The sequence below is a fragment of the Pseudomonas sp. T1.Ur genome (assembly GCF_023516725.1).
GTDB classification, from domain to species: Bacteria; Pseudomonadota; Gammaproteobacteria; order Pseudomonadales; family Pseudomonadaceae; genus Aquipseudomonas; species Aquipseudomonas alvandae.
In genome coordinates this window covers 4,378,323-4,390,339 of record NZ_JAMGSN010000001.1, presented here as the reverse complement: position 1 = coordinate 4,390,339, position 12,017 = coordinate 4,378,323, and the positions used below count along the sequence as shown (strand labels likewise).

General features: G+C 60.5%; 12 protein-coding genes. 6 read left to right on the top strand and 6 right to left on the bottom strand.

What is annotated here, in order from left to right; genetic code table 11:
• Positions 1-65 precede the first annotated feature (65 nt).
• Complete coding sequence (gene yaaA, locus M8Q45_RS19525; RefSeq protein WP_249876041.1) at positions 66-845, bottom strand: peroxide stress protein YaaA; 780 nt, start codon at positions 843-845, stop codon at positions 66-68.
• Between the two features lie 317 nt (positions 846-1,162).
• Here yaaA and M8Q45_RS19520 point away from each other — a divergent pair, with 317 nt between their 5' ends.
• The 6 genes from M8Q45_RS19520 to aotJ all read left to right on the top strand — a co-directional run bounded on the left by M8Q45_RS19520 (position 1,163) and on the right by aotJ (position 6,492).
• Entirely contained in the window at positions 1,163-2,287 is a 1,125-nt protein-coding gene (locus tag M8Q45_RS19520; RefSeq protein ID WP_249877358.1) for a polysaccharide deacetylase family protein, read from the top strand.
• Positions 2,288-2,621: 334 nt separating this feature from the next.
• Positions 2,622-4,016 (top strand): PhoH family protein, encoded by a 1,395-nt coding sequence (locus M8Q45_RS19515; protein ID WP_030139644.1) that lies wholly within the window; start codon positions 2,622-2,624, stop codon positions 4,014-4,016.
• Positions 4,017-4,275: 259 nt separating this feature from the next.
• Positions 4,276-4,749 (top strand): cyclic pyranopterin monophosphate synthase MoaC, encoded by a 474-nt coding sequence (gene moaC, locus M8Q45_RS19510; RefSeq protein ID WP_249876040.1) that lies wholly within the window; start codon positions 4,276-4,278, stop codon positions 4,747-4,749.
• Positions 4,746-4,988, top strand: coding sequence for a molybdopterin converting factor subunit 1 (gene moaD / locus M8Q45_RS19505; protein ID WP_249876039.1), 243 nt, complete (start codon positions 4,746-4,748; stop codon positions 4,986-4,988). The genes moaC and moaD overlap by 4 nt, the downstream gene beginning before the upstream one ends.
• Positions 4,989-4,991: 3 nt before the next feature.
• The gene (moaE, locus tag M8Q45_RS19500) at positions 4,992-5,444 is read left to right on the top strand and encodes a molybdopterin synthase catalytic subunit MoaE (protein WP_249876038.1); all 453 of its coding nucleotides are present in this window, start codon (positions 4,992-4,994) and stop codon (positions 5,442-5,444) included.
• Between the two features lie 271 nt (positions 5,445-5,715).
• On the top strand, positions 5,716-6,492 hold the full coding sequence (gene aotJ, locus M8Q45_RS19495) for an L-arginine-binding protein AotJ (RefSeq protein ID WP_249876037.1): 777 nt from the start codon (positions 5,716-5,718) through the stop codon (positions 6,490-6,492).
• 105 nt (positions 6,493-6,597) lie between these two features.
• Here the strand turns inward: aotJ and M8Q45_RS19490 are convergent, their stop codons facing one another.
• The 5 genes from M8Q45_RS19490 to M8Q45_RS19470 all read right to left on the bottom strand — a co-directional run bounded on the left by M8Q45_RS19490 (position 6,598) and on the right by M8Q45_RS19470 (position 11,836).
• The gene (locus tag M8Q45_RS19490; protein WP_249876036.1) at positions 6,598-7,224 is read right to left on the bottom strand and encodes a helix-turn-helix transcriptional regulator; all 627 of its coding nucleotides are present in this window, start codon (positions 7,222-7,224) and stop codon (positions 6,598-6,600) included.
• 87 nt (positions 7,225-7,311) lie between these two features.
• Positions 7,312-8,439, bottom strand: a complete 1,128-nt coding sequence (locus M8Q45_RS19485) for an NAD(P)/FAD-dependent oxidoreductase (protein WP_249876035.1) — start codon at positions 8,437-8,439, stop codon at positions 7,312-7,314.
• Between the two features lie 60 nt (positions 8,440-8,499).
• A complete protein-coding gene (locus M8Q45_RS19480; RefSeq protein ID WP_249876034.1) occupies positions 8,500-9,447 on the bottom strand; it encodes an ornithine cyclodeaminase family protein in 948 nt (315 codons plus the stop codon).
• A 155-nt stretch (positions 9,448-9,602) separates the two neighbouring features.
• Positions 9,603-11,081: an ATP-dependent RNA helicase RhlB gene (gene rhlB / locus M8Q45_RS19475; RefSeq protein ID WP_249876033.1), complete on the bottom strand. Its 1,479-nt coding sequence runs from the start codon at positions 11,079-11,081 to the stop codon at positions 9,603-9,605.
• Positions 11,082-11,179: 98 nt separating this feature from the next.
• Positions 11,180-11,836 (bottom strand): alpha/beta hydrolase, encoded by a 657-nt coding sequence (locus M8Q45_RS19470; protein WP_249876032.1) that lies wholly within the window; start codon positions 11,834-11,836, stop codon positions 11,180-11,182.
• Positions 11,837-12,017: the final 181 nt, after the last annotated feature.

The window sequence follows — 12,017 nt, the reverse complement described above, 5'->3', positions numbered from 1 at the left end:
GGAAGTTGGATGACAAATTCGGCTTTGATCGAGGCCCCTTATCGGGGCCTGGAAATGACGCTGCGTTATTGCGGGGCGTGGTCGCGCAAGAAAACCAATTTTTCGGAAGAGGATTGCTCGGCGCTGTAGCGATACCCCTGCACATCGAATTGCTTGAGTGCCGCTGGATCGTTGATGCGCTGTTCAATGACAAACCGACTCATCAAGCCTCGGGCTTTTTTGGCGTAGAAGCTGATGATCTTGTACTGGCCATTCTTGAGGTCCTTGAACTCGGTATCGATGATGCGGGCCTTCAGTGCGCTGCGTTTGACTGCACTGAAGTATTCATTGGAGGCCAGGTTCAACAACAGATCGTCGCCCTGGTCGGCCAGCGCCTCGTTCAACCATTCACTGATGCGGGTGCCCCAGAAGGCGTACAGGTCCTTGCCCCGGGCGTTGGCCAGCTTGGTACCCATCTCCAGGCGATAGGGCTGCATCAGGTCCAGCGGGCGCAGCAGGCCATAAAGGCCCGAGAGCATGCGCAAGTGCTGCTGGGCATAGTCGAAGTCGGCTTCGCCAAGGCTTTGCGCGTCGAGGCCGGTGTACACGTCGCCCTTGAAGGCCAGCAGCGCCTGCTTGGCGTTGGCCGGCGTGAAGGCCGGGGTCCAACTGCCGAACCGCGCGGCATTGAGGCCACCGATCTTGTCGGAAACGTGCATCAATTCACTGATCTGGGCAGGCGAGAGTTCACGCAATTGCTCGACCAACTCCTGGGAGTGGTCCAGGTATTGCGGCAGGGTGAAGCGCTCGGTGGCCGGCGGTGTTTCGAAGTCGAGGGTCTTGGCGGGGGAAATCACCATCAGCATGCAAACGTCTCCTTTGAGGGTGCGGCGATTCTAGGGGGTTGTCCGGGTGGACTCCAGCTATTGGGGTGATAGGGGATGGATGGTGATAGTGATAATGGGGGGTGGTGGCGCTTTTGTGGCGAGGGAGCTTGCTCCCGCTCGGTTGCGCAGCGACCGCAAGATCTTGGGGCCGCTGCGCCCGAGGCGTCGGACCGACCCAGCGGGAGCAAGCTCCCTCGCCACAAAAGCACGTTCGCCGAGAAGGACGCAGTCGTAGGCGAGTGCCACACCAGGATCAGCTATCATGCCGCGCGGGTTTCGTTATGGAGACATCCCTTTTGCGTATCGTCCTTCTACTGTCGGTGTGGTTGTTGAGCTTCGGTGCCATCGCCGCGCCCAATGACGTCGCCACCCTGGACCGCAGCACCTGGCCCGAACAGCTCACCAACCCGACGCTGTTCGATGTGGCCTCCCGGGCCGAGGTGCTGATGTTTGCCCGGGTGTTGCTGGACACCGATGCCATGGACGAAATCGCCCTCAAGCAATACCTGGGGCTGCGCACGGTCAACATGGCGGCGGTCAATGCCCTGCGCGCGCGGCTGTGGCAGCGATTGCTGTCCAGCTACAACTTTGCCCAGCGAAGCTGCGAACTGGACGCGTCCTTCTGCTATCTGGTGGAAAACATGGCGACCTTGCGGGAAGAGGCGAGCAGGTTTCAGCTCGACGACAACTCGTATTACATCAAGTGGGCCGAGCCAAGCCGGATCTTCCACACCCGGTATCGGGACGAACTGCTGCGCAAGGCGGCGCTGTTTCCCCAGGTCACCAGCGAAATCGAGCGTTTCGCAGATTACGAGCGCAACGGCGAGCAGATGAATGACCGGATGTTCCTGCTGACCTTCGACAGCGGGGCCAACGTCGCGCCCGACAACACGCCGTGGCTGACAGATTACCTGCGCAAGTCGAACATGAGCGGGACGTTCTTCGTGTTGGGCAAGGACATCCAGGCGCGCCTCGCGGATCGCTCGGTCAATGATCTCCAGGCGGTCTATTCCGGGCAGTGCGTCGGTGTGCAGGGTTGGGAGTTCCGTTCCCACAGTTACTGGCAGGATTGGCAGGACTCGGTGCGGCGCAGTGTCGACCTGGTCAAGGGCAAGCTGCCGGAGAATTTCGTGCCGCTGTTCCGCCCGCCCCAGGGGCAGCGCCGGGGCGACGCGCAGTCATTCTTCCGGAACCAGGGCCTGCAAGTGGCGCTGTGGGATATCGATCCCCAGGACAGCGCCAACCGCCTCAAGCCCGAGCAGAGTGCCCAGCGTGTGCTGACCCTGATGCTGTTGTGGCGTCACGGCGTGATCAATTTCAACGCCAAGCAGGATGCGGTCAAAACGGCGGTGCCGTGGCTCATCGCGCAAACAGCGCAAAGCGGGATCGGTTGGGAAGATTGCCAGGACGCGTTTCGCTGAATGCGAAAGGCCTGTAAACGTTGGACTGGAGGTAAATTCGGTCGCGCTTTCATGGCGACCGGACTTCCGACTTTAACGGTGCAGCAACGGTACGCCAAGGGTTATTCGTCACTCTGAAAAATAAACTTCAAAAAACCGTCAAAGTGCTTTTTCCTGTCATGGTTTTTGGAGTATCTAGAAGACAGACCGCCGAAACCTGCAACACAGGTGGCGTCTTCCAAGACCCAGTTTGTGTGCAGTTCGCCCGAATCGTCGCGGGTGGATTCGGTGGCTACCTCGAGGCGCAGCACTGTCACGGTATTGCGTCGAATGGCCCCCACAAAGGTGACCGAGTATGGATGACCACGGACGTAGCCCTTCCTCCAACCAGCCAATCCTGTATGTACTCGATACCAACGTATTGATCCACGACCCAAACGCGCTGCTGAATTTCGAAGAACACCACGTTGCCCTGCCGATGACCGTCCTCGAGGAGCTGGACAAGCTCAAGAGTGGCCATCACAGCGTAGCGGCCGAATGTCGCCAGGCGATCCGCCTGATCGACAAGACCCTGGGCGACGCTTCTCCCGAAGACGTCGAGCTGGGCGTACCGATCCAGCGCGGCAAAAGCGGTCCCAAGGGCCTGCTTTCGATCCTGATGAGCAAACGCACCGAACCCAACCTGGTGCTGCCTGAACACCTGAACGACAACATCATCATCAACCAGTTGATCGACCTGCACGCGCGCAATAAGGATCAAGCCGTGGTGCTGGTGACCAAAGACATCAACATGCGCCTCAAGGCCCGCGCCTGCGGGATCGCGGCGGAGGACTACAGCACCGACCAACTGGTCGACGACGTGTCGCTGCTGCCCAACGGCTATCACACCATGACCGGCTCCTTCTGGGACCGCGTGAGCAAGGTCGAGACTCGCCAGGACCACGGTCGCACCTGGCACCAGGTGCAACTGATCGACAACCTGCCGGCGGTGCACATCAACGAATTCATCATTGACGAACAAGGCTTCGTCGGCTGGATCAAGGAAATCCAGGTCGACAAACTGCTGATCCTCGATTTGCATCAGGAACCCCTGCTGCACCAGGAGGCGTGGGGCCTCAAGCCTCGGGACATCTACCAGAGCCTGGCGCTGTTCGCCCTGCTCGATCCGGATATCCACCTGGTCAACCTGTCCGGCGCCGCCGGTTCCGGCAAGACCATCCTGGCCCTGGCCGCCGCCATCGAACAGACCATGGTCAGCAAGCGCTACCGGCGCATCATCGCTACCCGGAGCGTGCAGGGCCTCGACCAGGAGATCGGCTTCCTGCCCGGCACCGAAGCGGAAAAAATGGAGCCTTGGCTGGGCGCCATCACCGACAACCTCGAAGCCTTGCACATGGACGACGAGAGCACCCATGGCAGCGTCGACTACATCCTCAGCAAAGTGCCGTTGCAGTTCAAATCCCTCAACTACATCCGGGGACGCAGCTTCCAGCAGAGCCTGATCCTGATCGACGAATGCCAGAACCTGACCCCGCACCAGATGAAAACCATCATCACCCGTGCCGGCGCCGGTTCCAAAGTGGTGTGCCTGGGCAACCTGGCACAGATCGACACCCCTTACCTGTCCGCGACCAGCTCCGGGCTGACCTACCTGACCGAACGCTTCAAGGACTTCCCCAACGGGGTCCACATCACCCTGCAGGGCGTACCGCGCTCGATCCTGGCCGAATACGCCGAATCCCACCTGTAACTCCAGCCAAGCCGGGCGACCGCAAGGTCGCCTGGTTTTTTTATGGCGATACGAAACCTCCTGTGGGAGCGAGCTTGCTCGCGATAGCGGTGTATCAGATAAAAATAAATACCTGACCCCCTGTCATCGCGAGCAAGCTCGCTCCCACAAGGGTTTTGCAGTGACTTCCGAATCCAGGATGAAAGCAGGTGCGACAATCAGCCCTGCCGGAATCTGACTCACGGGTTTACAATCGACGCTCCTGATCAGGAGTAACCCTGTGCTGACTCATCTCGATTCCCGAGGTCGCGCCAACATGGTCGACGTGACCGACAAGGCCGTGACGTTCCGTGAGGCCACGGCTGAAGCTTTTGTGCGCATGTTGCCCGATACCCTGCAAATGATCGTCAGCGGCGGCCATCCCAAGGGCGATGTGTTCGCCGTTGCGCGCATTGCCGGTATCCAGGCGGCGAAGAAAACCAGCGATCTGATTCCGCTCTGCCATCCGCTGATGCTCACCAGCGTCAAGGTCGAGCTCAATGCCGAAGGCGAGGACCGGGTGCGCATCGTTGCCCGTTGCAAACTGTCGGGCCAGACCGGTGTGGAAATGGAAGCGCTCACTGCCGCCAGCGTCGCCGCGCTGACCCTCTACGACATGTGCAAGGCCGTGGACCGGGGCATGACCATCGAAGGCGTGCGGGTGCTGGAAAAGCTCGGCGGCAAGAGCGGCCATTTCCAGGCGGATGCCTCATGAAAATCACCGTGAAATTTTTTGCTCGCTATCGTGAAGCGATTGGCGTGGACTCGGTCAAGGTGGAAGGCGATTTTGCGACGGTCAACGACGTCCGTGCGTTGCTCGCGCAGCGTGACGGCGCCGAGGTGCTCACGGAGCAAAACCTGATGTGCGCACGCAACGAAGACCTGTGCCAACTCGACGAGCCTTTGGCCGACGGCGATGAAGTCGCGTTCTTCCCGACCGTGACAGGAGGCTGAGCCATGGCGATTCGGGTGCAGGCCGAGCCGTTCGATCCCGGGGCCGAGGTCAACGCGATGCACGCGGCGAATGTCGGCGTGGGAGCGGTAGTGAGTTTTGTTGGTTACGTGCGCGACTTCAATGACGGCCTCGATGTGTCCGGGATGTTCCTGGAGCATTACCCGGGCATGACCGAGAAAGCCCTGGGCAAGATCGCCATCGAGGCCGAGCAGCGCTGGCCGCTGCTCAAGCTCGAAGTGTTGCACCGCATCGGTGCCCTTGAGCCGGGCGAACCGATTGTCTTTGTCGGTGCCGCCAGTGCCCATCGCCAGGCGGCGTTCGACGCCTGCGCCTTTGTCATGGACTACCTCAAGACCCGCGCGCCGTTCTGGAAGAAGGAAAACACCGTCGACGGCCCACGTTGGGTCGAAGGACGGGACAGTGATCATGCGGCGGCGGATCGCTGGAAGCGGTAGTCAGCCTGTCATCTCTCATGTTGCCTGCGAGTGCGCTATTCGCGAGCAGGCTCGCTCCCACAATGGATCTTCGTTGTACACAATGTGAGTGTCCTGCACAGATCCCTGTGGGAGCGAGCTTGCTCGCGATGAGGCCATCAGCCTCCCATCACATTCCCTCTTTCCCCGATTGACGATATGTACATTAAAGTCCAGTATGGATTTATAAGTACAAATTAAGTCACGCCTATTTTTCTCTGCCAAACCAACAACAATCCGCGAGAGAACGACCATGAAAAAAATTCCCCTCATCACCGGCCTGGCCTTGAGCCTGTTGGCCTCCAGCAGTCTGTTCGCCGCTGATAAAACCTTGCGCATCGGTATCGAGGCGGCTTATCCACCGTTTGCCTCAAAGACCTCGGAAGGCAAGATCGAAGGTTTCGACTACGACATCGGCAATGCCTTGTGCGCGCAGATGCAGGTCAAGTGCGAGTGGATCGAAGGGGAGTTCGACGGGCTGATCCCGTCCCTCAAGGTGAAGAAGATCGACTTGGCGCTGTCGTCCATGACCATCACCGAAGAGCGCAAGAAGTCGGTGGATTTCAGCCACAAGTACTATTTCACTTCGTCGCGGCTGGTGATGAAGGAAGGCGCCGTGGTCGATGACCAGTACGCCAGCCTCAAGGGCAAGACCGTGGGCGTGCAGCGCGCTACCACCACGGATCGTTTCGCCACGGAAGTCTTCGAGCCCAAAGGCGTGACGGTCAAGCGCTACAGCAATAACGAAGAAATCTACATGGACCTGGCGTCGGGGCGCCTGGACGCGATTTTTGCAGACACCATCCCGCTGGAAGACTTCCTGTCGATGCCTCGTGGCAAGGGCTACGCGTTTGTCGGGCCGGAGCTCAAGGATCCGAAATACGTCGGTGAGGGCGCCGGGATTGCGGTGCGCAAGGGCAATACTCAATTGGTGGCGGATTTGAACAAGGCCATTGATGGGATTCGGGCGAATGGCGAGTATCAGAAGATCCAGGCCAAGTATTTCAAGTCGGATATCTACGGCGACTGATCAATAGCCTTCGCGAGCAAGCTCCCACAGGGGATCTCTGTTCAATGAGGTCCAGTGTGGGAGCGAGCTTGCTCGCGATGAGGCCAGTACAGGCAACACAAGACCTCAACCTTTCAACTCCTTCAAATGCTTGTACACCGTCGCCCGCCCCATATTAAGCACGTTGGCCACATAGTTGGACGCGCTTTTGCCCTTGAACGCGCCTTCGGCGTGCAGCGCCAGCACCAGCTCGCGTTTGTGGTCGCGGGTCAACAGGTTCAGGCTCAATTGACGCTCACGCATCCAGGCGTGGAGGAAGGTGTTGATCCGCTCCTGCCAATCATCGCGAAACAGCGAGTCGGGCTGCGCAATCAATTTGTTCGGTGACAGGAACAGATCCAACGCCGCCTTGGCGTTTTCGAACAACGAAATATTCAGGTTGATGCACAAGACTGCCAATGGGTGGCCCTTGGCGTCTCGCAGCACGCTGCTGAGGCTGCGGATCTTTTGCCCGTCCCAATTCAGCTTCTCATAGGGCCCGATGTTTCGTTCGCTGACGTCGTCGCTGAGCATGTCTTCCAAGGAAGAGTCATCGCCAATTTCGCGCTTGGACAGGTTGTTGGCGATGTAATCGACCCGTTGCGTGCGCAGGTCATGCAGCACCACTTCGGCGTGGGGGTAGAAAAGGGTGGCGATGGCATCGGCGATGGTGCGGAAATTATCCAGCGCCGGATCGACTTGCGGGGCATTCATGAGAGGACTCCATGCGGTCAGCGCCCCGTGAAGCAGGGGCGCGGGGGAGTGTGCAGCAATAGAGGCGACGCGTCACCCCGGTGAAGATCAACCCAGGCGTGCGGGCGACAACATCGCAGCGTTCAGGCCGAAACGGGCCAGGGCCTCGGGCAGCGGTTCGCCACGCACCAGCGCCGCGCTGGCCTGGCCCATGGCCGGTGAGGTCTGGATGCCGTAGCCGCCCTGGGCCGCAACCCAGAACAGTCCGGGCACCTGAAGATCGAAGCCGGCCAGCAGATCGCCGTCATGCACGAAGCTACGCAGTCCGGCCCAGGTGCGGGTCGGGCGGCGGATGGTCAGCGTGGTGGCTTCTTCGATCTGGTAGATGCCCATGGCGATGTCCAGCTCTTCGGGCTGCACATCGTGGGGTTCCACCGGGTCGGCGTTCGCTGGCGAGCCGAGGAACATGCCCGCGTCGGGCTTCATGTAGAAGGATTCGTCGAGGCTCACCAACATCGGCCAATCATGAATGTCCACGCCCTCGGGGCCGGCAAAAATGAACGCCGCCCGCCGCTTGGGTTGCAGGCCCAGCTTGCGTGCGCCGGCCATTTCGGCCACCTGATCGGCCCAGGCGCCGGCTGCGTTGACCAGCACGGGCGCGCGGAAGGTCTGGCTGGCGGTCCTGACTTGCCATTGCCCTTGATCGTCGCGGATCAAGTCGAGCACTTCGCTGTCGGTATGCACCTCGCCACCGCTGCGACGAATGCCTCGCAAGTAACCCTGGTGCAGCGCATCGGTGTCGATGTCGCAGGCCGTGGGGTCATAGATCGCGCCATGGACTTTTTCCCGGCGCAGGATCGGCAATCGCACGCAAGCGTCTTCGGCGCTGAGCAGTTGCATCTGCGGCACCGTGGCCTTGGCGCTGAGGTATTGGTTGTTCAGTTCGGCCGGGTCACCGGTGAAATCCACCGTCATTTCGCCGCGTGGAATGAGCAGCGGATGCTCGCAGAAGCCGGTCGGCGGAGCATCGAAAAAATCTCGGCTGGCCTGGGTCAGCGCCCTGACCTGTGGCGTGCCATAAGCGGCGGTGTACAGCGCCGCCGAACGACCGGTGGAGTGATAGGCCGGATGCGATTCGCGTTCAAGCACGATGACCCGGCCGTGGGGCGCCAGCCAGTAGCCGGTGGAAGCACCGGCGATGCCGCCGCCGATGATGATGAAGTCTGCTTGTGTCATGAAGCTCTCCTGTCGAGCACGGTGCCGGGAGTTTCCGAGAACCTGTGGGAAAAGGGCGTCTCAGTGATGAAGTCGATACAGTGCATTCGCCAGCGCAACATCCTCCAGCCCCAACCCAATGGAACGGAAGAACACATGGCGCTCATAGTTCGGACGCGCCACCCGTTCGCTCAGCAGATCGGGCAAGTCACCCACAATGCTTGAAGGCTCCCAGCCATGCTGTTCAGCGGCGATCAACATCTCGCCGGCCGAGCCCGGGGTGGTCTGACGATAGTCGCAGAACACGTCCATGTCGTTGAGGCTCTGGGGCGGTACTTCATGGGCGCGCGGGGCGTTGGTGCTGATGGAGGTGATCAACGCCGGTTTGCCGAGTGTCTGCGGGTCGAGCACTGCCTTGGCGGATGAGGTGCAGAGCATCACCACATCGGCGTCGTGCAGTGCCGCTTCAAGGGTGTCGGTGATTTGCAGGCGCGGGTCCAGGTCGGTGAGCGAGGCCGATGCGTGTGCCGGCTTGGCCTTCAGGCCTGGCGAATAGAGACTGATGGCTTGCCAATCCCGCAGTCCCTTGACGTATTGCACATGGGCCCGCGCCACCGCGCCGCTGCCGATCACTGCCAGGCGCCTGGCCTTAAGTGGGGCGAGGGCGTCAACGGCGACGGCGGTCGTGGCGGCGGTGCGAACCGTCGTCAGCTCGGCGGCATCGCACAACAGCAGCGGCTGGCCGGTGCGCATCGACATCAGCAACGTCCAGGCGGTGACCAACGGACCCTGTTCGCGGACGATATAGGGTGATGTCTTGACACCGTAGACCTGGTCTTCAGCCAGCACGCCCAGGTAATTGATGAAATCCCCGGCGCCTTGGGGGAACTCCGCCTGTTGCTGGGGCGGCTGCACGGCTTGCCCGGCGGCGAGATCACGGAACAGCTTGCGAAGGATTTGCAGCACATCGACGTCTTCGAGCAGCGTTCGGGCCTGGGCTTGGGTCATGACATGAGGCGTGCTGGTCATCGTGTGCTCCGGATACCTGGAATAAACTAATTTGTCCATTATGGACTTTTAGTTTATTCGAGCAATATCCCAAGGCAAAAAAAGCGCAGCCTGTTTTGGCTGCGCTGATCATTCCCACGCTCTGCGTGGGAAATGCCTCGATGGACGCTCTGCGTCTAAGGCCGCTTGCGCTCAACCGGCCGCAACAGATGAGTCGGTGGCATCTCGCAACTGATCTTGCGACCCAGCAGCGCTTCGATCGACGGCAGCTGGTAGGAATCGTCCTCGCCGGCGAAGCTGATCGAAACACCCGCGGCTCCGGCACGACCGGTGCGGCCAATACGATGCACGTAATCGTCCGGCACTTCGGGCAAGGTGAAGTTGATCACATGACTGATGCCGTCGATGTGGATGCCGCGACCGGCCACGTCGGTGGCGACCAGCACGCGGATCTTGCCTTCGCGGAAACCTTCGAGGGTCTTGATGCGCTTGTGCTGCGGTACGTCGCCGGAGAGCTGGGCGGCGTTGACGCCATCGCGCACCAGACGCTCTTCGATACGGCGTACTTCGTCCTTGCGGTTGGCGAACACCATCACCCGCTCCCAACCGTTGTCGTTGACCAGGTTGTAGAGCAGCTTGTACTTGTCGGCACCGGCGACTGCGTAGATATGCTGCTCCACATTTTCGCTGGCAACGTTCTCGGCTTCGATCTCGACGATGGCCGGATCGGTGGTCCACTGCTTGGCCAGGTTCATCACGTCGTCGGTGAAGGTGGCGGAAAACAGCAAGGTCTGGCGTTCGCTTTTCGGTGGGGTCTGGCGAATGATCTGGCGCACCTGCGGGATGAAGCCCATGTCGAGCATGCGGTCGGCTTCGTCCAGCACCATCACCTCGACCATGTCCAGGTGCACGTCGCCGCGCTGGTTGAAGTCCAGCAGGCGGCCCGGCGTGGCGACGAGGATGTCGCAGTGGCGGGCTTCGAGGTGCTTGAGTTGCTTGTCGAAATCCATGCCGCCCACGAACGTCATCACGTTCAGGCCGGTGTACTTGGTCAGGTCGGCGGCGTCCTTGGCGATCTGCACCACCAGTTCGCGAGTCGGCGCGATGATCAGTGCCCGCGGTTCGCCCATGTAGCGTTCCTTGGGCGGCGGGGTCTGGAGCAACTGGGTGATGATGGAGATCAGGAACGCGGCGGTCTTGCCTGTACCGGTCTGGGCGCGGCCGATGGCGTCTTTGCCGGCGAGGGTGTAACCGAGCACCTGCGCCTGGATCGGCGTGCAATAGGGGAAACCCAGGTCCTGGATGGCGTGCATCAGTTCAGGGGCGAGCTTGAAATCATGGAAGCGGGTCTTGCCTTCCTGGGGTTCTACGACGAAATCTTCAAGCTTCCAGGCAACGACGGGCGGTTTTGGTGCGCGTTCGCGGCGTGGCCTTGGCGCTTCGCTACGTGGCTTTTCCTGGGCCGGTACGGCGACAGGCTGGGCAGCGGGTGAGGTCGTCGGCGTTGTCATGGCCTGCGCAACCGGCGGAGCGGTCCGGCGCGGTTGTTGCGCATCGGTGCGGCTCGGGGCTTGGACTGGCGCGCTGGAAACGGGCGCGAGCTGCTCGGCCTCGCTTTTACCGAACATCTTCTTGAGTGCTTTGAGCACGGTCATCTCATCGATTGGTTAAGGAATGTACGCCGGCCAGTGTAATGCAAGAAACGGGCGCGGCGTAGTGTGATCATCAAAGCGCTGGCGTGGCGATTTGCCTCTTAGCGCAGCCGTTCGGCCAGCCAGGTGCCGATGTCGCGAATCTCCTCGGGTAACACTTCGTGGCCCATTGGGTATTCCTGCCATGTCACGGTGACACCATGCAGCTTCAAATACTCTTGGGCAGTCCTGCCCATGGGGTTGAGCACCACTTCATCATATTGCCCATGCAGCGCCAGGACCGCGATGCGTTGTTGACTGGCAGACAACTGCAGCGCTTCGCTGAATGTTGGCGCGTAGGTGGACAGGGCGATCACGCCCCCCAGCGGTCCCTGCCATTTCACGAAAGCGGTGTGATAAACCACCGCGCCGCCCTGGGAAAACCCTGCCAGGAAAATTCGCGAGGCGTCTATCCCGCTGGTTCGCTGGGTATCGATCAGGTCAATGACCCGTTGCGCCGAGGCTTCCAATTGGTCTTCGTCAATGGCCCGGGCCGGGCTCAGGGCGCGAATGTCATACCAGCTGGGCATGGCATAGCCGCCGTTGATCGTTACAGGCTGGGTCGGTGCCTGGGGCAGAACGAAACGCGTCGTGAGCAGGCTTTGCTGCAACATTTCGGCAACCGGCAGGAAATCAAAACGATCGGCGCCCAGGCCGTGGAGCCAGATAACGCATGCGTCGGCGGTGCCGGAGGGCTCGAGAATCAAGGGGTCGGACATGGTGTGCTCCAAAAATGTGCGGGCGCGCTCAATCAGTGCGTGATTACGGTGCGGGCCTGGTGTCTCAGTTAATTAGATGTCGCAATACTACAACTTTTTGTCTTGACCTCTTCAGTAAGGGGCAAGCGCAGCGGTGTGGTACGGGCTTTGCTATGGGTGTAGCTGAGTGATGATTCTTACG

Excerpts from the sequence above, each read along its gene's own strand:
- yaaA (WP_249876041.1), bottom strand. The coding sequence starts at position 845 with ATGCTGATGGTGATTTCCCCCGCCAAGACCCTCGACTTCGAAACACCG.
- M8Q45_RS19515 (WP_030139644.1), top strand. The coding sequence starts at position 2,622 with ATGGATGACCACGGACGTAGCCCTTCCTCCAACCAGCCAATCCTGTAT.
- moaD (WP_249876039.1), top strand. The coding sequence starts at position 4,746 with ATGAAAATCACCGTGAAATTTTTTGCTCGCTATCGTGAAGCGATTGGC.
- moaE (WP_249876038.1), top strand. The coding sequence starts at position 4,992 with ATGGCGATTCGGGTGCAGGCCGAGCCGTTCGATCCCGGGGCCGAGGTC.
- aotJ (WP_249876037.1), top strand. The coding sequence starts at position 5,716 with ATGAAAAAAATTCCCCTCATCACCGGCCTGGCCTTGAGCCTGTTGGCC.
- M8Q45_RS19490 (WP_249876036.1), bottom strand. The coding sequence starts at position 7,224 with ATGAATGCCCCGCAAGTCGATCCGGCGCTGGATAATTTCCGCACCATC.
- M8Q45_RS19485 (WP_249876035.1), bottom strand. The coding sequence starts at position 8,439 with ATGACACAAGCAGACTTCATCATCATCGGCGGCGGCATCGCCGGTGCT.
- M8Q45_RS19480 (WP_249876034.1), bottom strand. The coding sequence starts at position 9,447 with ATGACCAGCACGCCTCATGTCATGACCCAAGCCCAGGCCCGAACGCTG.
- rhlB (WP_249876033.1), bottom strand. The coding sequence starts at position 11,081 with ATGACCGTGCTCAAAGCACTCAAGAAGATGTTCGGTAAAAGCGAGGCC.
- M8Q45_RS19470 (WP_249876032.1), bottom strand. The coding sequence starts at position 11,836 with ATGTCCGACCCCTTGATTCTCGAGCCCTCCGGCACCGCCGACGCATGC.